This window comes from Caballeronia sp. LZ062 (assembly GCF_031450785.1).
Classification (GTDB): domain Bacteria; phylum Pseudomonadota; class Gammaproteobacteria; order Burkholderiales; family Burkholderiaceae; genus Caballeronia.
The window spans coordinates 1508440-1535414 of sequence record NZ_JARTWB010000002.1; the positions used below are offsets into that span (position 1 = coordinate 1508440).

The window sequence follows — 26975 nt, forward strand, 5'->3', positions numbered from 1 at the left end:
AATCGGTTGCAACTCAAGCAAAAGATACGGAGACCCCACTTGCTGACCGCAAATCTTGCCTGGCGAAAGAACCTTATGTTGTCTCGGAGGCTTCGGGAATTGGCCGGACGGTTAGTGCGCGGCAGGATTCGACAGAACCGCCAGACCCAGCCGCAGGTCGCCTTGCCGAGCGCCGAGGTGCTGGCCCTCGCACTTGCTGCGGAAGGCGGTTTGCGCCGGCACGCATCGTCGCATTGGGGTGAACGCGGGGCGAGCAACTACTATGATCTCGCCGTCTTCGAGATCGTCGTGGATCAAACGTCTCGCGGCGCTGCACAGGCGAGCGCCACGCGCGGCAAGATCGTCATCGCCGCGACGTCGGAAGCGGGCGCGCTGAGCGTACTGCGCGCGCAACTGCGGGGCGACGCCCGCTGCTATGCGTTCCACTGGAACGGCCGGACCATTCCCGTGCACTATCTGCTCGGCGCATCGGGGCTTTATCTGTAGTCATCTCGCGGGACGGTCTCCAGCCGTCTTCGCGTCCGTCGGGCCTCTAACGCTGCACTGCGGCGTTCGACCCAGGTCCCTGTCGTACCGCTCTATTCAATCTGCCTTCGAAGATGAACGTGACTGGCGTCGCATCGTTGCGCCTCGCTCACGTGCTCATGACGCGCATGAGCCGGCATCGGAAGGACTCCGACGCATCAATCGTTTGCGTCTCGCGGCGCGCTCGCCTGCACGATCCGTAGGTTGGAGCCGTCCGCTGCATTCCCGCGTCGCATAGAAGAAAAACGACTGACAAACCATGCAGAGACCCAACGATGCTTTCCTTCCGAAACCAATTTTCGGTCCGGCGCCTGATCAGCCTCGGGCTCGTGCTGAACCTGTTCGTGATGCGGCCGTCCGCGCTCGGCGAACGCTATACGGCCATCGGCGTGCTGATCGCGCCGCTTCTCACCTGCCTGTATCTGTTCCATACGCATCGCGAGGTTCGCTATACGACGCCGCGCCTGCGCGCGGAAACCGCGTGCCTGCTCGTTCTGATGGCCGTGTACTGGCTCTATGTCGCGCCGATTTCCATCGTGAACGAACGCTCGCAGCTCGAATGGACGCTGTATGAACTCGTGACCACTGGCGTCATCGGCTTGTCGTACAGCGCGTTCCTGCTGGACGTCAACGCGAACCGTGTCTTCTTCCGGCAGCTTTGCACGGCCGTCGCGCTGCTGAGCCTGTCGAGCGTCGTCACCGAGCTGCTGACTGTGTGGCTTGGAAACAAGGACGGCCTCTATCTTTTTAGTCTGCCCGTGAAAGGCTATGCCGATTACACCGACGACCCGCGCGCCGCGACGGGCGCGATCTACTTTCCGTTCTCCATGCTGTACAGCGACTTCGCGTCGGGCACCGTGAAGTTCGACCGCTACTGCGCCTTCTTTCGGGAGGCCGGCATCTATCAGGCGGTGGCGTGCTTCTGCCTGATCTACGAGGCGCTCACGCGGCGCTCGAAGTTCCTGCTCGCGTGCATGGTGGGCGGCATTCTGTGCGCCTTTTCGACACTCGGCGTCGCGCTGCTCGCCATGTCGCTCGGACTCGTGTTCCTGCTCTCCGGCCGCTCGCGCCGCTTGTTCATGCCGCGTTTGCTCGTCACCTGCGCGATCGTGCTGATGGCGTGGCCCATTGCGCTTTATACGCCGTACATCGGGCTCAAGGACAAAGCGCGCACGCACGGCGAATCCATCAGCGACCGCGCGCGCTCCATCGACCGTGGTCTCGCGAACTTCGCCATGCGCCCGCTCGGCGTCGGGCTTTTCAGCGGCAAGGAGCACAACGACGGCATCTCTCTCCTGGCGCAGATCGGCATGATCGGGCTCTTCGGCTTCGCTTGTCAGGTGGTCATGCTGTCTGCATGGCGGCCGGGAACGAAAGCGAACTGGCCGAAGATCGGCGCATGTGCGCCCTTGCTGATCACCGCGCTTTTCGCGCAGCCGATCGCCGGTGCGCCGACCATCTACGTCATTCTGCTGGCCTATTTGCCGCGTCTGCGGCATGCGCCGCGTGCGCTCCCGCCCGCACGCGCTCCCGATCTCGCGCAGCCGTTTGCTCCAGCCGCGATGTCAGCGTCAACGTCAGCCGACGAGGTTCCCCGCCTGCAGACTGTCGCGCGAAACGCGTAGCGGCACGCCGCACGCCGAGATGACGTTGCCCTGCACGAGACAGCGCGACACGACCGTGATGCCCTCGGCGAAGCGGTGAATCGCGTTGTTCGCGATGACGGCATCGACCGTCTCGACATCGGGAATCAGGATACCGGCGCTGTCCTTCGAAGCGCCGCTTCCTTCGATGTGATTCGCGCTGATGACCACTTTGCGTTTTTGCGGCGCGTCGCCGCTCACGCTCGCCCGCGTGCCGACCTGAATGCCGTTGTTGCGCGCGAGCACGCTCACGACATTCCCGTCGATGGTAATCGCGCCGGCCGCGTCTTCGACATGCAGCGTACCGTTGGCGCTGGACACGTTCGACGCCACGGTGTTGCCGGCGACCGCGATATCCGTCACATGCGCGATGTTGAGCGGCAAATCCATGGCAAGGCTGCGTGCGGTGATCGTGTTGCCCTGCACGACCACGTTCGAGCACGCGATATGCGGTGTGTTCACGCCGATGCTCGCGTCGATACACACGTTGCCCGCGATATGAATATGCGACGAGGCGCGTCCGAGCGGCGCGCGCCGCACGTCGCCCGTCATGCCGCGCTGGTTGTTGATCTGCACGCCGTACGAGCAGGACTCGAACTGGTTGTTCAGCACGAAGAGGCCGGTTACGCCCGTGCCCATGAACCACGCGCCGAAAATGTTCGACTGACGCGGCGTCGCGCCGATGGTTCGTCCGACGATGCAGTTGTTCTCGAAACGCTGATTGCGCGCGTCGTCGACGGCGTTGAGCACGCCGTGCATATCCGCCTTGCTCGTGTTCGACAGGTCGAAGGTCACGTCGCGCACGAAGGTGCCGCTGCCGCCCCATTCGAACGCCGCGCCGCCGCGCGCGCCGTCCAGCGTCGCGATGAGCGTCGCGCCCTCGCCGTTCGTCGATATGCCGCGCGCATAGACGCCGCGCGTCACGCGATACGTCGCGCCGCAGAGCGATACCGCCAATATGCGCTGCTGGCGCGCGTGTTCATAGGCGGCGTTGAGGGCGGCGGTGTCGTCGGCGCGGCCATCGCCTTTTGCGCCGAACGCAAACGGAGTCAGGGCGTCGCCATTCGAACGGGTCGCCGGGAATGCCATGCGCGGATACGCATACACGTGCAACGCGCCCAGTCCGAGCGCGGCATCGACAAGAAAGCGTCGGCGGCTGAAGGAGGAAGTCATGCGAGCAAATCTACCGCCCCCGCGCGTTCCCGACCGTGCGATCGCGCATGAATGCCCTACATGCGCTCGCTCTACTCGATTTCCGGCGGCGCTTCATCCGCCGGCAGCGTGAACCAGAAGCGCGCGCCGCATACGCGCCCTTGCGCGTCGACGCGATTCTCCACGCCGATGCGCCCGCCATGCGCCTCCACGATCGCGCGGCAAATCGCCAGCCCGAGCCCGATGCCCGGCTGCGCCGATTCCTTCTCGCCGCGCGTGAACTTCTCGAACAGGCGCGTCTCCATGCCGGCGGGCACGCCCGGCCCTTCATCGTCGATGACGACGCGCACATCGCCCGATGTCTCTTTTTCTGCCGCGATGGTGATCGGCGTTAGCGCGGGCGTGTACTTGGCCGCGTTCTCCAGCAGGTTCGCGAAGAGGCGCTCCATCAGCACGGCGTCGAGGCGCAGCAGCGGCAGGTCATGCGGCACGCGCACGTGTACCGGACGGCCCGCGAGCGTGCGCCGGAGCGTCGCGAGCGCCGCGCCGACGGTTTCTTCGAGCATCGACCATTGCCGGTTCAGGCGGATCGCGCCCGCCTGCAAGCGCGCCATGTCGAGCAGATTCGTCACGAGCCCGCTCATGCGCAGCGCTTCCTCGTGGATCGCGTGCACCAGTTCCTGCGATTCGCCCGGCAGACCGCCGATGCCCCGCGCGTTCTCTTCCAGCACCGACGCGAAGCCGACAATCGACGTCAACGGCGTGCGCAAGTCATGCGATATCGCGGAGAGCAGCGAATTGCGCAGCCGCTCGGACTCCATGTTGACGAGCGCGTCTTGCGCGATATCCACGTAATGCACGCGTTCGAGCGCCAGCGCGATCTGCGCCGCGAAGGTTTCGATCATGCGCCGCTGCTCCGGCACGGCCAGCTCCGCCTCGCGCTCGACGAGGATCGCGAGCACGCCGCGCGTGCGCATCGGCGCGCGCAGCGGCAAGTAGAGCGCGTCGGCGGCGGGCAGCGTGTCGGTGCCGCGGCCCGCGGGTTTCTGCTGCTCGTAGACCCACTGCGCGATATCCAGGTCGATGCGCGCCGTATCCAGCATCGCGTCCGCGTTCGGCTCGTCCACTTTCTGGCGCACGCGTTCGCTCGCATCGGGCAGCAGCATCGCGACTTTTGCGTGGAAGACTTCCGCTACGTGCCGCGTGCCGATCTCGATGATCTGCCCGGTCATCAGCGCGGCGGCGAGTTCCTTGGTCATCGCGTACATGGCGCTGGTGCGCCGCTCCCGCTGCGACGCGATGCGCGCCTCGCGGCGCAGGCTGGACGTGAGATGGCTGATCGTGAGCGACGTCAACAGCATCACGACGAACGTGAGCACGTATTGCGTGTCGGTGACGGAAAACGACAGCGCGGGCGGCACGAAGAAAAAGTCGAACGCCGCGACCGACACGAACGACAGCAGCACGCCCGGCCCGCGCCCGAGCCGCGCGGCGGTAAAGATCACGCCGAGCAGATACAGCATCACGAGATTGGTGAGCGCGATATGCCGCGCCGCCAGCAGATCCGCGACCAGCGTGATCGCTGCGCCTATGCCGATCGCGTAGCAGTAAGCACGTGCCGGCGAATGCTCGCCGTCGGGCCACGCCCCGGCTATCGATGCCCGCCGCGCTCGCGACTCGTCGCGCGAGTTGGCGGAAACGAGCGTGACGTCGATATCCGCCGCATGCCGGATGATGCGTTCCGCGACCGGCTTTCGGACCATACGCCGCCAGCTTCGCGCGCCCGGCGCGCCCGCGACGAGCTTCGACACGTTGCGCATCCGCGCGTAGTCGATGAGCGTCGCGGCGGCATCGGCGCCGTCCAGCGTCACGGTTTCCGCGCCGAGTTCCGAGGCGAGCTTAAGCGCATCGAGCGTGCGGCGGCGGTCATCGTCGGAGAGGCGCTGGAGCTTCGGCGTTTCGACATAAACCGCGAGCCAGTCCGCCTTCAGCGCCGCCGCCAGCCGCGCCGCCGCGCGCACCAGCACCGCGCCTTCCGGTCCCGGCCCGACGCACACGATCAACCGCTCGCGCGCTTGCCAGATGCGCTCGATCGACTGATCGGCGCGGTACTCGCGCATCTGCGCATCCACGCGGTCGGCGGTGCGGCGCAGCGCGAGTTCGCGCAGCGCGATCAGATTGCCCTTGCGAAAGAAGTTGCGCACCGCGTGCTCGGCCTGCTGCGGCAGATAGACCTTGCCTTCGCGCAGACGGTCGAGCAGTTCCTCGGGCGGCAGATCGACGAGCGTCACTTCATCGGCGAGATCGAACACGCGGTCGGGCACCGTCTCCCACACGCGAATGCCGGTGATGCGCCCGACGATATCGTTGAGGCTTTCCAGATGCTGCACGTTGACGGTCGTGTACACGTCGATGCCCGCGTCGAGCAGTTCGTGCACGTCCTGCCAGCGTTTGAGGTGGCGCGAGCCCTGCACATTCGAATGCGCGAGCTCATCCACGACGATGAGTTGCGGCTTGCGCGCGAGCGCGCCGTCGAGATCGAATTCCGCGAGCGTGCGGCCGCGATAGTCGATCTGCGCGGGCGGCAGCGTCGCCAGGCCCGCGCATAGCGCGAGCGTCTCCTTGCGGCCATGCGTTTCGACGACGCCGATCACCACATCGACCCCTTCTTCGCGGCGGCGTCGCGCAGCTTGCAGCATGGCAAGCGTCTTGCCGACGCCCGCCGACGCGCCGAAGAACACCTTCAGCCTGCCGCGCTGGCGCTTTGCTTCCTCGCGTTGCAGCTTGTCGAGGAGTTCATCGGGGGTCGGGCGCATGGGCTCCTGTGCGGGGTCTCGTCATGTTGCGCTTGGGGAATGGCGGCGCTCAGCGAACGCTCGCCCGGTCCAGCGCGAGATTCAATTTAAGCACATTCACCGCAGGTTCCCCGATGACGCCGAACGCGCGCGCGGACGTCGCCTGGACGACGAGCGCATTGACTTGCGCGACGGACAGCCCACGGGCCCGCGCCACGCGTGCGATCTGATACGCGGCCGCCGCCGGGCTGATGTCGGGATCGAGCCCGCTGCCCGATGAGGTCACGAGATCGACGGGCACGGCGGCGTCGTTCGAAGGATCGGCGGCATGGAGCGCGGCGATGCGCGCTTTGACGGCATCGGCGAGCGCGGGATTGGTCGGGCCGAGGTTCGATCCGCCGGAGCTGCCCGCGTTATAGGGATTCGGCGTCGTAGCCGACGGGCGGCCCCAGAAATAACGCGGCGCGTCGAACTGCTGCCCGATCAGTTCGGAGCCGACGATTTTCCCGTCAAGCTCGACGAGGCTGCCGTTCGCCTGATGCCTGAACACCGTCTGCGAGACCGCCGTGACGACAAGCGGATACAGCAGACCGGTCACAAGCGTCAGTGCAACGAACAATACAACGGCGGGACGCAATGCATTCTTCACGTTAGGTTCCTCTAGTTCCAGCCGAGCGCGGTGATGGTCATGTCGATGACCTTGATAACCGGAAACGGCAGCACGATGCCGCCGAGCCCATAGACGAGCAGATTGCGCCGCAGCAACGAAGCCGCCCCGAGCGCGCGATACTTCACGCCCTTCAGCGCGAGCGGAATCAGGAACACGATGATGAGCGCGTTGAAGATGACCGCCGAGAGAATGGCCGACGACGGCGACGCGAGATGCATCACGTCGAGCACGCGCAATTGCGGATACGTGGTGGCGAAGGCGGCAGGAATGATCGCGAAGTACTTGGCAACGTCGTTGGCGATGGAGAACGTCGTGAGCGAGCCGCGCGTCATCAGCATCTGCTTGCCGATCTCCACAATCTCGATGAGCTTGGTCGGGTTCGAATCGAGATCGACCATGTTGCCCGCTTCCTTCGCGGCCTGCGTGCCGGTGTTCATCGCGACCGCGACGTCGGCCTGCGCGAGCGCGGGTGCGTCGTTGGTGCCGTCGCCGGTCATCGCGACGAGCCGCCCTTCGGCCTGATGCGCGCGGATGGTCGAGAGCTTCGCCTCGGGCGTCGCTTCGGCGAGGAAGTCGTCCACGCCCGCTTCCGCCGCGATGGCCGCCGCCGTCAGCCGGTTGTCGCCCGTGACCATCACGGTCTTGATGCCCATCTTGCGCAGCTCGGCGAAGCGTTCCTTGATGCCGCCCTTCACGATGTCCTTCAGTTCGATCACGCCGAGCGCGCGCGCCTTGCCCGCGACGCATTCGGCGACGACCAGCGGCGTGCTGCCGCGCCGCGCGATCTCGTCGACGCCGTGCTGCACTTCCTGCGCGAAGCGCCCGCCGCGTTCTTCGACGTACTTCCTCACCGCATCGGCCGCGCCCTTGCGAATCTCGCGATCCGGCACATCGACGCCGCTCATGCGCGTCTGCGCGGTGAACCCGATGAACGTTGCGCCGAGCGTCGCCATATCGCGTTCGCGGATGTCGAAGCGCTGCTTCGCCAGCACGACGATGCTGCGGCCTTCCGGCGTTTCGTCGGCGAGCGACGCGAGCTGCGCGGCGTCGGCGAGCTCGCGTTCGCTCACGCCCGGCGCAGGCACGAACGACGACGCCTGCCGGTTGCCGAGCGTGATGGTGCCGGTCTTGTCGAGCAGCAGCACGTCCACGTCGCCGGCGGCTTCCACCGCGCGGCCCGAAGTCGCGATCACGTTCGCCTGCATCATCCGGCTCATGCCCGCGACGCCGATGGCCGACAACAGCCCCCCGATGGTCGTCGGAATCAGGCAGACGAGCAGCGCGACGAGCGCGGTGATCGTGACGACGTGCCCGGCTTTCGCGGCTTCGACCGAGAACATGGAGAACGGCAGCAAGGTCGCGGTCGCGAACAGCAGCACGAGCGTCAGCGCGACGAGCAGGATGGTGAGCGCGACTTCGTTCGGCGTCTTTTGGCGCTTCGCGCCTTCGACCATCGCGATCATGCGGTCGAGAAACGCCTCGCCGGGATCGGCCGTCACGCGCACGACGATCCAGTCCGACAGCACGCGCGTGCCGCCCGTCACCGACGAGAAATCGCCGCCCGACTCGCGGATGACGGGCGCGGATTCGCCCGTGATCGCGGATTCATCGACGGACGCGACGCCATCGATCACTTCGCCATCGGCGGGCACCGCGTCGCCGGCTTCGATCAGCACGACATCGCCCTTGCGCAGATCACTCGACGCGACGATGCGTATCGGCGACTTCGGATGCGGCTCGTTGAGCTTCTTCGCCATCACGTTGTGCTTGGCGCTGCGCAACGATGCTGCCTGCGCCTTCGAGCGGCCTTCCGCGAGCGCCTCGGCGAAATTCGCGAAGAGCACGGTGAACCACAGCCACAGCGCGACGGCAAGGATGAAGCCCGCAGGCGCTTCCGCCTGGCCCGCGAGCGCGGCGATCCAGAGCACCGTCGTCAGAATGCTGCCGACGTACACGCAGAACATCACCGGATTGCGCAACTGCGTGCGCGGCGCGAGCTTCGCGAAGGAATCGGCAATCGCGGGTTTCAGGAGCGCGGGATCGAACATCGAACGCGCCGCCGTGCGCGCTTGCCCGAGATTCTCCGGGCGATGCAGCGGCGCTTGATTCAGTTGAGTCATCTGTTCCTCGAAATCAGTGGGCGGCGATCATCGTCAGATGCTCGACGACAGGCCCGAGCGCGAGCGCCGGCACATACGTCAGCGCGCCGACGAGCAAAAGCGTGCCGAGCAGCAGCACCACGAAAAGCGGTCCGTGCGTCGGCAAGGTCCCGGCGGTGACGGCGAGGCGCTTCTTCGCGGCGAGCGAGCCGGCAATCGCCAGCACGGGCACGATCGAGCCGAAGCGGCCGAGCCACATCGCAATGCCGAGCATCACGTTGTAGAACGGCGTGTTCACGGAGAGACCCGCGAACGCGCTGCCGTTGTTGTTGGCCGCCGAGCTGAACGCGTACAGCACTTCCGAGAAACCGTGAGCGCCGGGATTGGCGATGCCCGCCGTGCCCGATGCCGTCAGCACGGCCACCGATGCGCCCGCGAGCACGAGCAGCGGCGTAAGCAGAATGGCGATGGCGACCATCTTCATCTCGAACGATTCGATCTTCTTGCCGGCGTATTCGGGCGTGCGGCCGATCATCAGCCCCGCGACGAACACCGCGAGCAGCGCGAAGACGAGCATGCCGTACAAGCCCGAGCCGACGCCGCCGAAGATCACTTCGCCTAGCTGGATCAGGAGCATTGGAATGAGGCCGCCCAATGGCGTCAGCGAGTCGTGCATGGTGTTCACCGCGCCGCAGGACGCGGCTGTCGTCGCCACCGTGAAGAGGCCCGACTGCGCGATGCCGAAGCGCGTCTCCTTGCCTTCCATGTTGCCGCCCGCTTGCAGCGCGCTCGCCGCCGTATCGACATGTAGCGACGCGAAAAGCGGATTGCCCGCCTGCTCCGCCGATACCTCGCCGACGCACGCCGCCGCGAACGCGACGGTCATCGCCGCGAGCACGGCGTAGCCCTGCCGCCTGTCGCCGATCATGCGGCCGAAGACGACGCACAGCGCAGCCGGAATGAGCAGCATCGCGATCATCTGCATGAAGTTGGAGAACGGCGTCGGGTTCTCGAACGGATGCGCCGAATTCGCGTTGAAGAAGCCGCCGCCGTTCGTGCCGAGCATCTTGATCGCTTCCTGCGACGCGACCGGGCCCATCGGCAGCGACTGCTTGTCGGCTTTCATGTCACGCATGACCGGGTTGCCGTGGGCATCCTTCACGGCGGTGCCTTGCGCATCGGTCTGCGGTGCTTGGTACGTCGTTACTTGCAGCGTCGACACGTCCTGATACGGCTTGAAGTTCTGAATCACGCCCTGGCTCACGAAGACGAGCGCGAAGACGACGGCGAGCGGCGCGAGCACGTAGAGCGTCGTGCGCGTGAGATCGACCCAGAAGTTGCCGATGGTCTGCGCGCTATGCCGCTTGAAGCCGCGAATCAGCGCGATGACGACCGCCATGCCCGTCGCCGCCGACAAGAAGTTCTGCACCGTGAGCCCGAGCATCTGCGCGAGATAACCGAGCGTGCTTTCGCCGCCGTAGTCCTGCCAGTTCGTGTTGGTGACGAAGCTCACCGCCGTGTTGAACGCGGCGTCCGGCGTCATCGCGGCCATGCCTTGCGGGTTGGCGGGCAAGACCTGTTGCAGGCGCAACAGCGCGTACAGCGCGAGCGCGCCGAGCGCGTTGAAGAGCAGCACCGCGAGCGCGTAATGCTTCCACGACATTTCGGCATCGGCATCGACGCCTGCGATGCGATACAACGCGCCTTCGAAACGCCGCATCCTGCGCACGACGACCGACGAGCCGTCGAGCACGTTCGTGATGTATCGCCCCAGAGGAATCGCAAGCGCGATCAGGACGACGATGAACAGGGCCGTCTGCGTGAACGTGTTGGCGTTCATTCGAGGTCCTCCGCGCGCAGAAGCGCGTACACGAGGTAGGCGAAAAGCAGCAGCGTCGATGCGGCCGCGAGCCAGATCATCCATGCAGTCATGCGCGCGCTCCCGGCAGACGGCGGCGCAAACGCTCGCAGCCCACGGTCAGCGCCGCGCACAGCCCCCAGAACAGGGCGATGCCGGCGACGTAAAGCAGGTCCATTGTTGGCTTCTCCTCTTGTGCATTGGACGCCTGCAAGAGTAGAAGGACCGGGATAAAGGGCGCGGCAAGAGTTCGCGCGGCGGCGTAAAAATCGCGTAAATGAGCGAGCGACGGTGCGCAGGCGTCGTGGCGTTATCATTCCGGCTTCGATCGCTAATCAAGAAGCCGCAGGCATTCGCCGTCACATGAAAATTGCCACCTGGAACGTCAACTCTCTCAAGGTCCGTCTTCAGCACGTCACCGACTGGCTCCAACTCTCGCAAGTCGACGTGCTGTGCCTTCAGGAACTGAAGCTGCCCGACGAGAAATTCCCCCGCGCCGAACTCGAAGCCGCCGGATACAGAAGCTGGTTCGCGGGACAGAAGACGTATAACGGCGTCGGCATTCTGGTGCGCGAAGGCATCGAGGTGCACGACGCCACCGTCGTGCGCAATATTCCCGGCTTCGAGGACCTGCAGCAGCGCGTGATCGCCGCGACGGTCAACGGCGTGCGCGTGGTGTCGGCGTATTTTCCGAACGGGCAGGCGCCCGGCTCCGAGAAGTTCGCGTACAAGATGCGCTGGCTGGACGCGCTGCGCGAATGGCTGCGCGAAGAGATGATGCAGTATTCGAAGCTCGCGCTGCTCGGCGATTACAACATCGCGCCGGAAGACCGCGACGTGCACGACCCCAAGGCGTGGGAAGGCCAGAATCTGGTCTCGCCGGAAGAGCGCGCACATTTCATGCAGCTCGTCGGACTCGGCCTGACGGATGCCTTCCGCAAGTTCGAGCAGCCCGAGAAGCTCTTCACGTGGTGGGACTACCGCATGATGGCGTTCCGGCGTAACGCGGGCCTGCGCATCGATCACATTCTGCTGTCGTCGGAACTGTCGGCGCTCTGCACGTCATGCGAGATCGACAAGGTGCCGCGCAAGTGGGATCAGCCGTCCGACCACGCGCCTGTCGTGGCGACGGTCGGCTGCTGATCCGTCTCATGGCATCACGCGTCGAGATGCAGTTCCTGAATTTTGCGCGTGATCGTATTGCGGCCGATGCCTAAGCGCTCCGCCGCTTCGACCTTGCGCCCGCGCGTGAAGTCGAGCGCCTCGCGAATCACGGCGGCTTCGAAGCGGCGCGCGAGTTCGTCCATGACATCGGCGGAATTCTCGCGCAACAGGCGCGCGACTTCCGTGCGCAAGCCGCTCTCCCAGATGCTGACCGGCACGCCTGCTGGCGCCGACGATACCGGCGCGGCGGCGTGCGCGGCCGAGCCGTTCGTTGCGACCGCGCCGTCGGTCGAGACTGCCATGCTTTCCGGCGCGGCGTCCTGCCGGGGCGTGAGATCCGGCGGCAAGTCCTTCTGCTCGATCACCTGCGCGGGCGCCATCACGGTGAGCCAGTTGCAGAGGTTTTCGAGCTGGCGCACGTTGCCGGGAAACGGCAGCGACGCGAGATACGCGAGCGCGCTGTCGGACACGCGCTTGGGCTCCACGCCCAGATCGCGCGCGCTCTTTTGCAGGAAGTGGCGCGTGAGCAGCGGGATATCCTCGCTGCGTTCGCGCAGCGCCGGCAGACGCAGCCGGATCACATTCAGGCGATGGTACAAGTCCTCGCGAAACAGGCCCTGCCGCACGCGCGATTCCAGATTCTGATGCGTCGCCGCGATCACGCGCACATTAGCGCGCAGCGGATTGTGCCCGCCCACGCGATAGAACTGCCCGTCGGACAACACGCGCAAGAGCCGCGTTTGCAGATCGAACGGCATGTCGCCGATTTCATCGAGAAAGAGCGTGCCGTTCTCGGCCTGTTCGAAGCGGCCCTGCCGCATCGCCTGCGCACCCGTGAACGCGCCGCGCTCGTGACCGAATAGTTCGGACTCCAGCAGATCTTTCGGAATCGCCGCGGTATTGAGCGCGATGAACGGCCCGTTCGCCCGCGGGCTATGTCGGTGCAACGCGCGCGCGACAAGCTCCTTTCCGGTGCCTGATTCTCCCGTGATGAGCACGGTCGCCGCCGAATGCGACAGCCGGCCGATTGCGCGGAACATGTCCTGCATGGCGGGCGCCTGGCCCAACATCTCGGGCGTCTCGGTCACGCGCTCGTCGTAAGCGGCCTCGCCGCGCATACTCTCGTCGACGGCGCGGCGGATCAGCTCCACCGCCTTGTCGATATCGAACGGCTTGGCGAGATATTCGAACGCGCCGCCCTGAAACGCGGCGACCGCGCTATCGAGATCGGAGAACGCCGTCATGATGATGACGGGCAGTCCCGGCAGCCTGTCGCGCACCGTTTGCAGCAGTTCGAGGCCCGAGCCGCCAGGCATACGGATATCGGAGACCAGCACTTGCGGGCTTTCGGTTTCGAGCGCGGCGAGCGCGTCGCGCACGCCCGAGAAACTGCGCGTCGTGAAGTTCTCTCGTGCGAGGGCTTTTTCGAGCACCCAACGGATGGATTGGTCGTCGTCTACTATCCAGATCGGCTTCATATCGTTCGGCGAGAAGTCTTCGTGTGGTTCGGTGTATGCCCGTCGAAACGGTCAGGCTTCGTGGCTTCGCGCGAGTTTCGCGGCCCGCAGTCTGGTGAATGTCGATGTTGGTCGATTCGCGTGTCAGTTCCCGGTGTCAATTCCCGAAAGGCAGCAAGATGGCGAACTCCGTGCAGCCCGGCTTGCTCTCCACTTCGATCAGTCCATCGTGCTGCTGCACGAACGACTGCGCGAGCGTGAGGCCGAGGCCACTTCCGTCTTCCCTGCCTGACACGAGCGGAAAGAAGATGCGGTCGCGGATGTCGCTCGGAATGCCGGGACCGTTGTCAGTGATATGCAAGTCCAGTGCCAGTTTGTGCAGGCGCTTGCCGATCGTGACCTTGCGCGCGATACGCGTGCGCAGCTCGATCTTCGCGTCGCCTTGCGAGATGCGCTCCTTGAGCGCCTCCGCCGCGTTGCGCACGATGTTGAGCAGCGCCTGAATCAGTTGTTCCTTGTCGCCGCGCAGGTCGGGCACGCTCACGTCGTAGTCGCGCTCGATGGTGAGGCCGCGCGGAAACTCCGCGAGAATCACCGCGCGCACGCGCTCGCAGACTTCGTGAATGTTGACGTCGCCGACGATATGCGGATGCCGGTGCGGCTCCAGCAAGCGATCGACGAGCGTCTGCAGACGGTCCGATTCCTTGATGATGACCTGCGTGTATTCGCGCAATTCGTCGCGTTGGCGCGCGCCGAGCTCGAATTCCAGTAGTTGCGCCGCGCCGCGAATACCGCCGAGCGGGTTCTTGATCTCGTGCGCGAGATTGCGGATCAGTTGCTTGTTCACCGCCGTCAGATCGTGAATGCGCTCTTCGCGATCCGTGCGCAAATGGCGCTCGTTCTCGAAGAGTTCGAGCAGCACGTAGTCGGGCGCGGCTTCGAGATACGCGACGATCGCGTGCACGTGAAGCAGTTCGCGCCCCGCGCGCTCCAGCGCCGCGTCGAGCCGCGTCGCGTTGAAGCGGTTCTCCGCGATGGACGCGATGGTCGTCGCCAATTCTTCCGCGTTCGCGAAGAGTCCGGACCAGTGCGTCTGCATCAGTTGCTTGCGCGACATCTCCAGCATCGACTCCGCCGACGGGTTCGCATACGCGATCCTCAGACTGCGTTTGTCGAGCACGAGCACGACGGTCGGCAACGCTTCGAGGCCGGGCAAGAGGCCGGTCGCGGCGAGTTGCGTATCGTCGGAGAGCGTGTCGGCGTGGCCCTTTCGCGCCTTGATCAGATTCTTGAGCACCATCGTGCAGTGATTGAGGTCGTTCGTGCTACCGATCTTCTTCTCGTTGCGTGAGACCGCGAGCGATTAAAAAAGGGACGGCGCGCCGTCCCTTTTCGTCGTTCTTCATTGCAGGGCAAGAAGCGCGCGCTTCATCGAACCGAGATCAATGAAACGCGCAGCCGTCATGCCTTACAGCGAGTAGTACATTTCGAACTCGATCGGATGCACCGCCTGACGATAACGCTGCAGCTCGTTCGTCTTCAGTTCGATGTACGCGTCGAGCATCGAATCCGTGAACACGCCGCCGCGCGTCAGGAACTCGCGGTCGCCGTCCAGTGCGTCGAGCGCCTGATCCAGGCCCGCGCAAACGGTCGGAATCTTCGCGTCTTCTTCCGGCGGCAGGTCGTACAGATTCTTGTCCGCGGCTTCGCCCGGATGAATCTTGTTCTGCACGCCGTCGAGACCCGCCATCATCAGCGCGGAGAAGCACAGGTACGGATTCGCGAGCGGATCCGGGAAGCGCGTTTCGATACGGCGGCCCTTCGGGTTCGACACGTGCGGAATGCGAATCGACGCCGAGCGGTTGCGAGCGGAGTAAGCCAGCTTCACGGGCGCTTCGAAGTGCGGCACGAGACGCTTGTACGAGTTCGTACCCGGGTTCGTGATCGCGTTCAGCGCGCGCGCATGCTTGATGATGCCGCCGATGTAAAACAGCGCGAATTCCGACAGACCTGCATAGCCGTTGCCCGCGAACAGGTTCTGGCCGTCCTTCCAGATGGACTGGTGAACGTGCATGCCCGAGCCGTTATCGCCGACGATGGGCTTCGGCATGAACGTCGCCGTCTTGCCGTACGTGTGCGCGACGTTGTGGATGATGTACTTCATCTGCTGCAGCCAGTCCGCGCGCTGAACCAGCGTCGAGAACTTCGTGCCGATTTCGTTCTGGCCCTGGCCCGCCACTTCGTGGTGATGCACTTCGACCGGAATGCCGATCTGTTCGAGCAGCAGACACATTTCCGAGCGGATGTCCTGGAACGTGTCGACAGGAGCCACCGGGAAGTAGCCGCCCTTCGTGCCCGGACGGTGACCGGTGTTGCCGCCTTCGAATTCCTTCGCCGACGACCACGGCGCTTCTTCCGAGCCGATCTTCACGAACGTGCCCGACTGGTCCGTGTTCCACTGCACCGAGTCGAAAATGAAGAATTCCGGCTCCGGACCGAAGAACGCGGTGTCGCCGAGGCCCGAGCTCTTCAGATACGCTTCCGCGCGCTTCGCGAGCGAACGCGGGTCGCGCTCGTAGCCCTTGCCGTCGGCCGGCTCAACCACGTCGCAGGTCAGAACCAGCGTGGATTCTTCATAGAACGGGTCGATGAACGCGGTGTCCGCATCCGGCACGAGCAGCATGTCCGACGCTTCGATACCCTTCCAGCCGGCGATGGACGAACCGTCGAAAGCGTGGCCGCTTTCAAATTTGTCTTCGTCGAATGCCGAGACCGGCACGGAAACGTGTTGTTCTTTGCCGCGCGTGTCGGTGAAGCGAAAATCGACAAACTTGACGTCCTCGTCCTTGACGAGTTGCATGACGTCGGCCACGGATTTACTCATTACCTATCTCCTGATTAACAAAAGTCGGCGAATCGCTTCGCCGCCTCGACCAATTCTGCACTGCCGTTTCAATCGAGGGTGGGAAAAGCAGCTTCTATGCCATCTGCACCAAGCACGCCCTAAAGCACTGACGCGGCGTGCTTTTTTGCTTCGTCTTTGCGCGAGACCGGTTCAGGCGAAACAGACGGCACGGTCGGGAAAGCACCAAACATGTGCGTGCGTCCTAGCATCGGTTTCGTCGCGCACTGCTTCTGTGCCTGCGCGCCGATTTGCACCATTCTCGTGCTTCCACTATCTCGGAACCTCGTGCCCGAGGCCACGCTAAAATCACTTTTTCACGCGAACGGAGACACGCCGCCATGAGCACGCTCGAACAACTGTACGGCAAAGCCTCGAGCCGCGCCGCCGAAAACAGTCTCTTTTATGCGGGCGCCCTGCTGCCCGCCGAAGCCTTCGAATTTCTCCAGCTCGAACCGCGCGCCCGGCTCGTCGATGTCCGCACCCGCGCCGAACTGGATTGGGTCGGCCGGCCGGCAATTAACGGCGAACAGTACGCGCATATCGAATGGATCCGCTATCCCGGCTCCGTGCCGAACGCTGAGTTTATCGAACAATTAAGACAAATCGCCACTCCCGATACGCCGGTCCTGTTCCTGTGCCGCAGCGCCGCGCGCTCGAAGCTGGCCGCCGTCGCCGCGCAGAACCATGGGTTCAGCAACGCCTACGACCTGCTGGAAGGCTTCGAAGGCGACAAGGACGGCCAAGGACATCGCAAGACGGTGTCGGGATGGTGTTATCGCGGATTGCCGTGGATCGGGGCGTGACGCCGCTTCTCGCGCGCTAGCGGTCGAGCAGCGCCCGCGCGCGGGCGACCGCGGCCTCGTCCACCAGCGCGAGTCCCTTGCCGCCGACTCGCACGCCCGAGCCGAAGTGCACCGCTCGCACGCCCGTCGCAGCGACGAAGGGCGCGAGCGCATCCACGGTCAGCCCGGCACCCGCGAGCACGGTGCAGCGCGTGCCTTCCGAGCGCTCGACGAGCGACGCGATCTGCGTTTGCGCCTGCAACACGGACGGCGCGCCGCCGGACGTCAGAACGTTCGTGACGGCGTCGAAGCCGAGCAGCGTGTCGAATGCGGCGGCCAGATCGCGCGCCTCGTCGATTGCGCGGTGGAACGTGAGCGGCAAACCGCCGGCGGCGTCGATCACGCGTGCGAGCCCTTCCGTATCGATATCGCCGTTTTCGCGCAGCATGCCCACGACGATCGCATTGGCACGCGTCTTCGCGATGGCACGCACGTCGCGCAGCATGACGGCATAGTCGTCGGCATCGTAGACAAACGACCGGCTATGAGGCCGCACGATCACGTTCACCGGAATGCCGACGGCTTCCACGACCGCCTCGATCAGCCCGATGCTCGGCGTCAGGCCGCCCTCGCCCATCGCGGTGATCAGTTCGATGCGGTTCGCCCCGCCGCGCTCGGCGGCGCGCGCGTCCGCAACAGTCGTCGCGATGACTTCGAGCAGAATCAACGCCCGTCCTCCGGCGGCACTTCGACGACCTCGCCGCCCAGCGCCGCCACGCCTTCGCGCAGCGCCTCGAACGCTGCGTTCGCGCGCTCGGGATCGCCCTTCACGCCCAGATCGATGTGCGGCCGCGCGTAGAGCGCACCGCGCGCCGCGTCGCCGACGCTCGGCAGACTGAAAGCGCGCACGCCCGCGAAATCGCGCTCGATGGCGACCATGAGCGGCGTGATGCGCGATTCCGGCAAGCCAAAGACGAGAAGCGAACGCTCGACGTAGGGCGTCGCGTGATGCAGATGCGCGTACTTCGTATCGAGCACCCATTCGATCATCGGCCAGGCCATCACCGGAAAGCCCGGCACGAAATGATGATCGCCGACAGAAAAGCCCGGAATCTTGTTGTAGCTGTTCGGAATGATCGCAGCGCCCTTCGGAAACATGCCCATGTTCAGCCGATGCAGGTTTTCCGGCGAGTCGAGATCCGCAGGCTGGTCGCCCGCCATGTCGCGAATGCGCGTGCGGATCAACTCTGCCGCTTCGGGCTGCAATTCCAGCGGCACGCCGAGCGCCTTGGCCGCGGATTGCCGCGTGTGGTCGTCCGGCGTCGCGCCGATGCCGCCCGTCGAGAAGACGATATCGCCCGATGCGAACGTGCGCGCGAGCGTCGCGGTGATGCGTGCGGGATCGTCGCCGACGTATTCCGCCCAATCCAGCGCCAATCCCCGCGCGCCCAACAGTTCGATGACTTTCGGCAGATGCTTATCCGTGCGACGCCCGGACAGAATTTCATCGCCGATGATGATGACGCCAATGCCCATGAGTGCCTCTTCCTTTTGTGCTGACCGCTTTCAGGATTGCGCCGTGATGGCCGGGTAGCGCGGCTCGTTCGCGCGCAGGCGCTCCAGCGCATGCAGGCAGTAATGCGCGAACCACAGCGCCGAAAACACGAGGATGAACGCATACGCCCAGATCGTCGCCGCCGCCACGACCGGAAACAGTGGCAATAACCAGACCGACCACGCCCATAGGAGCGTCGGAACGGAACTCAAAAGCCCGCTCACGATGCCGATGGCGAGCAGCGGCCAGCGCGATTCGCGCACGATCGCGCGCCGTTCGTCGGGGCTCGCGTGCACGGCGAGCGCGTCGTAGGTCATCACGCGATACGTGAGCCAGCCCCACAGGAGCGGCGGAATCAGCGCGAAGAAAGGCGGGATCAGCCAGAGCGGCAAGGTCACGACGAGCGCGACGAGGCACACGATGGTCGTCACGATCGAATGCCCGAGGCTGCCGTACCACGAGCCGCCGCGCCGCGCTTCGAGCGCCGCGTAATGCCCCTTAGGGCGGCGCGTCAGCAGTTTGATAACGCCCGGCATCGAAAGCGTGGCGATCAGAAGGAGAACCGTCACGACGATCAGCGGAATCGTCATGATGACGACGAGAAACGGCGCGATGACCGCGTGCAGCGACGAAAAGCCGACAGCGTCGAACAGGCGGTACATCGCTGAAGTCAGCGCCCAGCCGTCGAGCCAGCCGTTGGCGGCGCCGGTCAGCGTCTGCCAGAAGAACCAGAGGATTGCGCCCCAAACGGCGGTGGCGACCGCGAACGGCATCAGCGTGAGCCAGAGCATGCGCGGATGGAAGACGTTCGCCAGCGCGCGCACGAACGAACGCAGCAGATCATTCATGCGTGATTCGGTGAAGGAGGAGTAAGCGACAGGATAAACCAGCGCGCGTTCGGCGCGCTGGCGAGCACAAAAAGGGAAGGGAAGGTCTAGAGCGCGGCCGACCGCTTGCCGGAATCCGCCGCGCGCCGCGCCGCGAGACGCGCGCCGATGCGCTTGAACGCGAGCCAATGCTGCTCGAAGAAGCCGTCGCCGTAACTGACGGGCGCGGTGCCGGGCGCGCCGATCTGATCGCGGATGCCGGTCGGCTCGACGGTGCGGTCGAACGACGCCGAGCGGAACAGAATGTCCCAGAACGAAAACAGCACGCCGAAGTTGCAGCCGTACGCCGTGCCTTCGTGACCATAGCCGATGGCGTGATGACGCCGATGGAACGCCGGACTCACAATCAGGCGATCGCCGAGCCAGCCGAAATGCAGGCGGATGTTCGCGTGCTGCACGCTTTGCATCAGGTTCGTGATGGCGACGAGCACGACGAATTGCGACGGTTCCACGCCAATCACGAGCGCAACTGCTGCGAAGAAGCTGGCCTGGAGAATGTCGTCGAGCAAGTGATTGCGGTCGTCGGACCAGAGCGACATCTTCTGCTGGCTGTGATGAACCGCGTGCAATTCCCACCAGATGCCGAAGCGATGCTCCAGCCGGTGATACCAATACCCGGCGAGATCAAGCAGAATCAGATAGATAACGAACGTGACGAGCGGCTGCGTGGTCACGCCCGGCCACAGATTGTCGATTTCCAGCGTCGGCACGCTATGAATGCGCAGCCAGCTTTGCACGGAATCGAAGATCGGCTGAAACGTGAAGAAGAAGAACAGATTCAGGATGCCGAGCTTCACGATCCACGTATAGAGCACGTCCACGCGCACGCCCTTGCGGTCCTGCCACGTTTCGGCCGGGCGCAGCGCTTCCAGCGGACGCAGGATCGCGTACATCGCGATGACTTCCAGCACGCCGACGATGACCCAGTACAGCGCGTCGTACGTGTCTTCGTCGTAACCCATCATGCCGAGCTTGAACAGCAGCGGCTGCACGACGTCCACGTACAACGCGGTCTGCACCGAAGAAACGAAGCTGTCGAGAGACGAGAGGATGACGTGAAACATGGTGCTCCGTGGAACTCGAAACCGGTCGCGAGGAACGGACAGAAGCGGTCCGTGACTCAATCGTAGTACAGGGCGCCCGCGAGCGCCCTTCACTTACCGTTTGCCGCGTTCAGGCGCCGTTGGGCGCGGTGACCGGCGCGCGGTCGAGGAAATAGATGCCGTGCGGCGAACGTCCCACCGCGATGGTCTGGATGAGCTTGCGGTTTGCAAGGTCGATCACGCCGACATGCTTCGCGAAGCGGAACGTCACCCAGAGATACTTTTTATCGGCGGAAAGTTCCATGTCGTCCGGTCCCGGCAACAGGCCGGTGATGTCGCCGACGTTCGTGAGCGTGTCTTCGTCGATGATGCTGATGGTGTTCGCCACCCGGTTCGACACCAGAACGTGCTTGCCGTCCACCATCGACCGGAAGTTGTGCGCGCCCTTGCCGGTCGTGATGGTCTTCACGACCTTCTGGTTGCGCCAGTCCACCACGGCGACGTAGTCGGCGCCCGTCATGCCGACGAGCAGGAATTTGTCGCCCGGCGTGAGCCAGACGCCCGCCGGCACCTTGCCGACCTTCATCTTCCACTTCACCGTCTGCGTCGCCAGGTCGATGGCCGCGATCTCGCCCGAGACCTGAAGCGAGATGAACGCCGTAGCGCTGTCGTTCGAGAACGCGATATGGCTCGGCATGGTCGCGAGCGGCAGGCGCTTCGCGAGGCTCAGATTCTTGCCGTCGAAATGATAGATATCGAGGCGGTCGAGGCGCAGGCCGGTCGAGACGAACCACTTGCGGTCCGGCGAGAAACCGATCTGATACGGATCTTCGATGTCCTGCACCCAGCGCTGCACCGTGCCCGTTTTCGGATCGACGAACATGAGGTTGTTCGACACCGAATTCGCGACAATCAGCGACGCATTGTCGGGCGTCGGCATCAGGTGATGCGGCTCCTTGCCGGTCGGCACGGTGCCGACGACCTGATGCGTGTTTTCGTCGATGAGGCTCAGCGTGGCTTCCGCCGAATTGAGCACGATGACGTTGTTGGCGAATGCCGCGGTGGCGGCGAACGCGGCGACTGCCGGAACCGCGAAGCGCGCGGCGCGGGCGGCGGCCGCGCGCAGGCGGCCGGAGAAGAATGTGGAGCGCATGAATGTACACGTCGGAAAGCAGGCGTCATTGTAGAACGTTTGCATGCTCCGACGCGTTGACGACGCGGCTCTTTTTGCGCAATTCGGTGCGCGTGCGCAAGAAATGCCGCCTGTTCGCGCGGCTTTCCGCCACGTTCGCGCGAGAACGCGGCACGCGTCACCGCTGCATGGATTCCCAGACCTTGTGGAGGCGTTTCACGGAAATGGGCATCGGCGTGCGCAATTCCTGCGCGAAGAGCGACACGCGCAGTTCTTCCAGCAGCCAGCGATACTCCGAGAGCCGCGCATCCGCGACGCCGCCGCGCTGCGACAACGTCCGCTGATACTGCTGCGCGAGCGGCAGCAACTCCGCCATCAGGCGTGCGTCGCGGGCGGCGTCGGCCTTCAGCTTGTCGATGCGCAGCGCGATGCCCTTCAGATAACGCGGGAAATGCGCGAGTTGCGCATACGGCGTATCGATCACGAAGCGTTTGCCGATCAATCCGTTCAACTGCGCCTGCATGTCGGCGTAGGCGGTGGCGAAGGGCTTCGCCTGCGCGAGCTTCTTCGTCAGCGCGGCATATTCCGCGAGGATCGTCCCGGCGAGGCGCGCGATTTCGTTCGCGAGCAGCGTAAGGCGCCCTTTCGCGGCGTCGCGGCGTGCGTGAAAGCTCGCGTCGTCGTCGGGCAGCGGGTCTTGCAGACACGCGCGGTCGAGCGCCGTCTCCACGATCTGGTCGCGCAGTTCGTCGGCGGTGCCGAGCGCCATGTATTGCATCGACATTTCGCGCAGGCCCGGCAGGTTCTTCTCCAGATAGCGGATCGGCTCGCGCAATTGCAGCGCGAACAGCCGCCGCAAGCCCGCGCGATGAATGCGCGCCGCTTCCTCGGGCGAATCGAAGACTTCGACGTCGCAGTGCGTGATGCGATCCACGAGCGCCGGATAGCCGAAAAGCGTCTGCCCGCGCCGGCGAATTTCGAGCAACTCGGGCAGCTTGCCGAAGTTCCACGTCGTCAGGTTTTCGTAGAGCGCGGTGCTTTCAGCGGGCGCGGCTTGCGCGGCGGGTGCGCTCGAATCGCCTGAATCGCCTGAAAGCGCGTCGAGCGCAACGCTCGCCGCTTGCGCCGTCAGTTTCTGAAAGTGCTGCTGCGCCTGTCCGCCGAGTTCCCCGCGCAGTTGCGCGAGATTGCGGCCCATCGCGAGTTGCCGGCCGTGCTCGTCGATCACCTTGAAGTTCATGAACAGGTGCGCAGGCAGCGTTTCGAGCTTGAAATCCGCGCCTTTCACGGCGATTTGCGTCTGTTCGCGTATATCCGCAATCAGCGCGTCGATGAGCGCGCCCGCGCCGAACTTTGGCCCCGCGTGACGCTCGGCGAAGGCGGCCGCGTAGTCGGGGAGCGGCACGACATGCCGGCGCAGCTTTTGCGGCAGCGACTTCAGGAGCAGTTGCGTCTTCTCCTTGATCATGCCCGGCACGAGCCACTCGACGCGGCGCGCGTCGATCTGATTCAGCCCGTAGAGCGGCACCGTGAGCGTCACGCCGTCGCGCGGCGCGCCCGGCTCGAAGTGGTACGACAGCGTCATTTCGATGCCCGACATCGTCATGCGCTTCGGGAACAAGTCAGTCGTGACGCCGGCTGCTTCATGACGCATGAGGTCGTCGCGGGACAGGAAGAGCAGTTGCTGCCTGCCCTCTTTCTTCTGTTCCTCGCGATACCACCGCTCGAACGCCGCGCTCGTCCAGATGCCTTCGGGCACGAGCGAGTCGTAGAACGCGTAGATCAGTTCGTCGTCGACCAGCACGTCCTGGCGGCGCGACTTGTGTTCCAGTTGCTCGATGTCGGCGACCAGCTTGCGGTTATGCGCGAAAAACGGCAGGCGCGTGTCGAATTCGCCTTCGACCAGCGCGCCGCGAATGAAAAGCTCCCGCGCGTATTTCGGGTCCTGCTTGCCGAAGCTCACGCGCCGCCGCGCGTACACGGTGAGCCCGTAAAGCGTCGCGCGTTCGAACGCGACGACCTGCGCCGCCTTCTTCTCCCAATGCGCGTCCGAAAGCGACTTCTTCAGCAGATGCGCGCCCACCGTTTCGAGCCATTCCGGTTCGATCTTCGCGATGGTCCGCGCGTAAAGCCGGCTCGTCTCGACAAGCTCGCCCGCCATCACCCAGCGCCCTGCTTTTTTCAGCAGCGCCGAACCCGGCCACAGATGGAACTTGATGCCGCGCGCGCCGAGATAATGCGGCTCGTCGTCGGCTTTCACGCCGATGTTGCCGAGCAAGCCCGTCAGCAGCGACAGATGCACTTGCTCGAAGGTCGCATCGGATTCGTTCAGGCGCCAGCCGTGCTCGCGCACGACGGTCAGCAGTTGCGAATGCACGTCGCGCCATTCGCGCAGCCGCACGTGCGACAGGAAGTTGGCGCGGCAGGCATCGGCGAGCTGCTTGTTCGATTTCTTGTGCGCGACGGCTTCCTCGAACCACTTCCAGATGCGCGTCCATTGCAGGAATTCGGAGCGCTCGTCCACGAACTGTCGATGCTTCTCGTCGGCCTGTTCCTGCGCTTCGATCGGCCGGTCGCGCGGGTCCTGCACCGAAAGCGCGGACGCAATCACGAGCACTTCGGTCAGCGCGTGATGATCGCGCGCGGCGAGAATCATGCGCCCGACGCGCGGGTCGAGCGGAAGGCGCGCAAGCTCGCGGCCGAGCGGCGTCAACGCGTTGTCGTCATCGACCGCGCCGAGTTCGTTCAGCAACTGATAGCCGTCCGCGATCGCGCGGCCCGGCGGCGGCTCGATGAACGGGAAGGTCTCGATGTCCGTCAGATGCAGCGACTTCATGCGCAGAATCACCGCCGCGAGCGACGAGCGCAGAATCTCCGGATCGGTGAAACGCGGGCGCGACTGGAAGTCGGCTTCGTCGTAAAGCCGGATGCAGACGCCGTCCGCCACGCGCCCGCAGCGGCCCGCGCGCTGGTTCGCGGCCGCCTGCGACACCGGCTCGACCTGCAACTGCTCGACCTTATTGCGGTACGAATAGCGCTTCACGCGCGCCGTGCCCGTATCGACGACATAGCGGATGCCCGGCACCGTCAGCGACGTCTCCGCGACATTCGTCGCCAGCACGATACGCCGCGCGTTCGACGGCTTGAACACGCGCTCCTGTTCCTGCGCCGAGAGACGTGCGAAGAGTGGCAGGATTTCCGTGTGCGGCGGATGGTGCTTGCGCAACGCCTCTGCGGCGTCGCGAATCTCGCGCTCGCCGGGCAGGAACACGAGCACGTCGCCGGGACCTTCGCGGCAGAGTTCATCGACGGCATCGACGATGCCTTCCATCAGATCGCGGTCGGTCTTGCGGTCGCTTCGTTTCGCCGACGTGCCTTGCGCGTTTTTGATCGCCTCGCTTTCCTCTTCGATCGGGCGATAGCGGATTTCGACCGGATACAGCCGCCCGCTCACTTCGATCACCGGCGCGGGCTTCTCTTCACTGCCGAAGTGGCGCGCGAAACGCCCGGCGTCGATGGTCGCGGAGGTGACGATCAGCTTTAGATCCGGGCGTCTGGGCAGTATCTCTTTGAGATAGCCGAGCAGAAAGTCGATGTTTAGGCTGCGCTCGTGCGCCTCGTCGATGATGATCGTGTCGTAGGCCTCGAGCAGCGGATCGGTCTGCGTTTCCGCGAGCAGAATGCCGTCGGTCATCAGCTTGACGGACGCGCCGGGCGCGAGATTGTCCGTGAAGCGCACCTTGTACCCGACGACTTCGCCGAACGGCGTGCCGAGTTCTTCCGCGATGCGCCGTCCTGTCGCCGATGCCGCGATCCGGCGCGGCTGTGTATGACCGATCAAGCCTGCGCCGCCTGCGCCCAGGCCGCGTCCGAGCGCGAGACAGATTTTCGGAAGCTGCGTGGTTTTGCCGGAGCCGGTTTCGCCGCTGACGATGACAACCTGATTCGACTGAATCGCACGCGCGATCTCTTCGCGGCGGCCAGAGACGGGCAGCGCCTCGGGGAACGTGATCGGCGGGACGGGATTTGGCGTGACGGTGCGGGGGCTGTGCCGATTTCGATCGCTGCGGGGCGCGGTGTCGGCGCGGCGCGGATCGCGCTGGGCCGGCGTTGCGCTTTGCGTCCCGGTGCGGTCGTCGCGGGCGGGGGCGGAGGTATGCGCGTGCCCGTCCGCTTTCGCGCGGCGCGCGTTGCGCTCGGATGCGCCGCCGTCCGCACGCGGCGCGGCGCTGGCTTCGCCGCCCAGCGACACCGACTTCTTGGCTGCGCTTTCCGCTTCCGTGCGGCCGTCTTGTGTGACGGTAGCCGTGTGCATGCGCCGGTCCGGTTTCGCGTGGCGCTCGTCACGCTCGGATGCGCCGCCTTCCGCACGCGGCGCGGCGTTCCCGTCGCCGCGCGGCGATGCCGACTTCTTGGTCGCGCTTTCCGCTTCCGTGCGGCCGTCTTGTGTGACGGTGGCCGTGTGCATGCGCCCGTCCGACCTCGCGCGGCGCTCGTCGTGCTCGGATGCGCCGCCGTCCGCACCCGGCGCGGCGTTCCCTTCGCCGTGCGGCGATGCCGACTTCTTGCTTGGGTTCAGCGCTTCCGTGCGGCCGCCTTGTGTGACGGTGGCCGTGTGCATGCGCCCGTCCGGTTTCGCGCGGCGCTCGTCTCGCTCAGATGCGCCGCCGTCCTCACGCGGCGCGGCGCTCGCTTCGCCGCCGGACGACAGCGGTGCGCCTTCTTGCAAATGAGCGGACGCCGCATCGCCGCCTCCGCGCCGCGGCTCTTGCTGGTGCGATTGTCCGCGTCTCACCGGATCATCTGCCCGCGGAACAGCGGCCGTTCGTTCCGCGCGATGCGGCTTTGGCGCGCCCGACGCGTGTCGGTTCGACTGCGCCGGCATCGCGCCATCACCTGCTTTCGTCACCGGAGCAGGCAAATCCGTACGAGTTGGCTTCGCCGCGCCCGGTCCGCGCTGAGTCGATTGTTCGGGCTTCGCGGCGGCGTCTCTGTTGGATGCGGCAGCAGCCTGTTCCGCCCGATGCGGCTTTCCAGCCGCCGCGCGCCGTTGCGGTTGCGCCGCGTTCGCGGCGTTTTCGGCGCCTCGATCAACCGGCGACTGCGTCGCGCGGTCAGGCTTCCCCGCTTCCGATCCACGTGGGCTCGGCCGTGCGGGGTGTACTGCGTTTCCCGCGCCCGAGTGCGTCCCGCGGTGCCGTTCCGCCGCGTCCGACCTGCGCTCGCCGCTCGCGACTTGCTTTCCTGGACTCCCGTCGCCAGACGGCTTCGTCGCGCGCGCTTGATGCGCGTCACGCGATGTCTGCGT

Annotated in this window: 19 protein-coding genes; 4 read left to right on the top strand and 15 right to left on the bottom strand. The window is 65.1% G+C overall.

The window, feature by feature from the left end; all coding sequences use genetic code 11:
- Nucleotides 1-39: 39 nt before the first annotated feature.
- Together P9239_RS13185 and P9239_RS13190 are read left to right on the top strand one after the other, a co-directional pair.
- A complete protein-coding gene (locus P9239_RS13185) occupies nt 40-486 on the top strand; it encodes a hypothetical protein (RefSeq protein ID WP_309751494.1) in 447 nt (148 codons plus the stop codon).
- 314 nt (nt 487-800) lie between these two features.
- Nucleotides 801-2150: an O-antigen ligase family protein gene (locus P9239_RS13190; RefSeq protein ID WP_309751496.1), complete on the top strand. Its 1350-nt coding sequence runs from the start codon at nt 801-803 to the stop codon at nt 2148-2150.
- Here P9239_RS13190 and P9239_RS13195 read toward each other — a convergent pair.
- The 6 genes from P9239_RS13195 to kdpF all read right to left on the bottom strand — a co-directional run bounded on the left by P9239_RS13195 (nt 2103) and on the right by kdpF (nt 10816).
- Nucleotides 2103-3341, bottom strand: coding sequence for a hypothetical protein (locus P9239_RS13195; RefSeq protein ID WP_309751498.1), 1239 nt, complete (start codon nt 3339-3341; stop codon nt 2103-2105). The two genes, P9239_RS13190 and P9239_RS13195, sit on opposite strands and share 48 nt — an antisense overlap.
- A gap of 71 nt (nt 3342-3412) precedes the next feature.
- Nucleotides 3413-6136, bottom strand: a complete 2724-nt coding sequence (locus tag P9239_RS13200; protein ID WP_309751501.1) for a sensor histidine kinase KdpD — start codon at nt 6134-6136, stop codon at nt 3413-3415.
- 49 nt (nt 6137-6185) lie between these two features.
- Nucleotides 6186-6764, bottom strand: a complete 579-nt coding sequence (kdpC, locus tag P9239_RS13205) for a potassium-transporting ATPase subunit KdpC (protein ID WP_309751503.1) — start codon at nt 6762-6764, stop codon at nt 6186-6188.
- Nucleotides 6765-6775: 11 nt separating this feature from the next.
- Nucleotides 6776-8905, bottom strand: coding sequence for a potassium-transporting ATPase subunit KdpB (gene kdpB / locus P9239_RS13210; protein ID WP_309751504.1), 2130 nt, complete (start codon nt 8903-8905; stop codon nt 6776-6778).
- A 13-nt stretch (nt 8906-8918) separates the two neighbouring features.
- The gene (kdpA, locus tag P9239_RS13215) at nt 8919-10724 is read right to left on the bottom strand and encodes a potassium-transporting ATPase subunit KdpA (RefSeq protein ID WP_309751507.1); all 1806 of its coding nucleotides are present in this window, start codon (nt 10722-10724) and stop codon (nt 8919-8921) included.
- Nucleotides 10721-10816, bottom strand: coding sequence for a K(+)-transporting ATPase subunit F (gene kdpF, locus P9239_RS13220; RefSeq protein ID WP_244848349.1), 96 nt, complete (start codon nt 10814-10816; stop codon nt 10721-10723). The genes kdpA and kdpF overlap by 4 nt, the downstream gene beginning before the upstream one ends.
- 289 nt (nt 10817-11105) lie before the next feature.
- Here kdpF and xth point away from each other — a divergent pair, with 289 nt between their 5' ends.
- The gene (gene xth / locus P9239_RS13225; RefSeq protein ID WP_309751511.1) at nt 11106-11885 is read left to right on the top strand and encodes an exodeoxyribonuclease III; all 780 of its coding nucleotides are present in this window, start codon (nt 11106-11108) and stop codon (nt 11883-11885) included.
- Nucleotides 11886-11899: 14 nt separating this feature from the next.
- Here the strand turns inward: xth and ntrC are convergent, their stop codons facing one another.
- From ntrC to glnA, 3 genes are all read right to left on the bottom strand, one after another.
- The gene (gene ntrC, locus P9239_RS13230) at nt 11900-13384 is read right to left on the bottom strand and encodes a nitrogen regulation protein NR(I) (protein WP_309751513.1); all 1485 of its coding nucleotides are present in this window, start codon (nt 13382-13384) and stop codon (nt 11900-11902) included.
- 136 nt (nt 13385-13520) lie between these two features.
- Nucleotides 13521-14663: a nitrogen regulation protein NR(II) gene (gene glnL / locus P9239_RS13235; RefSeq protein ID WP_309751515.1), complete on the bottom strand. Its 1143-nt coding sequence runs from the start codon at nt 14661-14663 to the stop codon at nt 13521-13523.
- A 168-nt stretch (nt 14664-14831) separates the two neighbouring features.
- The gene (gene glnA / locus P9239_RS13240) at nt 14832-16247 is read right to left on the bottom strand and encodes a type I glutamate--ammonia ligase (RefSeq protein WP_175939973.1); all 1416 of its coding nucleotides are present in this window, start codon (nt 16245-16247) and stop codon (nt 14832-14834) included.
- 359 nt (nt 16248-16606) lie between these two features.
- On the opposite strand from glnA, the gene P9239_RS13245 reads away from it, so the two are divergent.
- The gene (locus P9239_RS13245; protein WP_309751519.1) at nt 16607-17071 is read left to right on the top strand and encodes a rhodanese-like domain-containing protein; all 465 of its coding nucleotides are present in this window, start codon (nt 16607-16609) and stop codon (nt 17069-17071) included.
- Nucleotides 17072-17087: 16 nt separating this feature from the next.
- Here the strand turns inward: P9239_RS13245 and P9239_RS13250 are convergent, their stop codons facing one another.
- From P9239_RS13250 to hrpA, 6 genes are all read right to left on the bottom strand, one after another.
- Entirely contained in the window at nt 17088-17777 is a 690-nt protein-coding gene (locus P9239_RS13250; protein ID WP_309751522.1) for a copper homeostasis protein CutC, read from the bottom strand.
- Nucleotides 17774-18586: a molybdopterin-binding protein gene (locus P9239_RS13255; RefSeq protein WP_309751523.1), complete on the bottom strand. Its 813-nt coding sequence runs from the start codon at nt 18584-18586 to the stop codon at nt 17774-17776. Before P9239_RS13255 ends, P9239_RS13250 begins: the two co-directional genes overlap by 4 nt.
- A gap of 30 nt (nt 18587-18616) precedes the next feature.
- Nucleotides 18617-19453, bottom strand: a complete 837-nt coding sequence (locus P9239_RS13260; protein WP_309751525.1) for an EI24 domain-containing protein — start codon at nt 19451-19453, stop codon at nt 18617-18619.
- An 86-nt stretch (nt 19454-19539) separates the two neighbouring features.
- Nucleotides 19540-20556: a sterol desaturase family protein gene (locus tag P9239_RS13265; RefSeq protein ID WP_309751527.1), complete on the bottom strand. Its 1017-nt coding sequence runs from the start codon at nt 20554-20556 to the stop codon at nt 19540-19542.
- Nucleotides 20557-20665: 109 nt separating this feature from the next.
- A complete protein-coding gene (locus P9239_RS13270) occupies nt 20666-21688 on the bottom strand; it encodes a beta-propeller fold lactonase family protein (protein WP_309751529.1) in 1023 nt (340 codons plus the stop codon).
- Between the two features lie 157 nt (nt 21689-21845).
- Nucleotides 21846-26288: an ATP-dependent RNA helicase HrpA gene (gene hrpA / locus P9239_RS13275; RefSeq protein ID WP_309751531.1), complete on the bottom strand. Its 4443-nt coding sequence runs from the start codon at nt 26286-26288 to the stop codon at nt 21846-21848.
- Nucleotides 26289-26975: the final 687 nt, after the last annotated feature.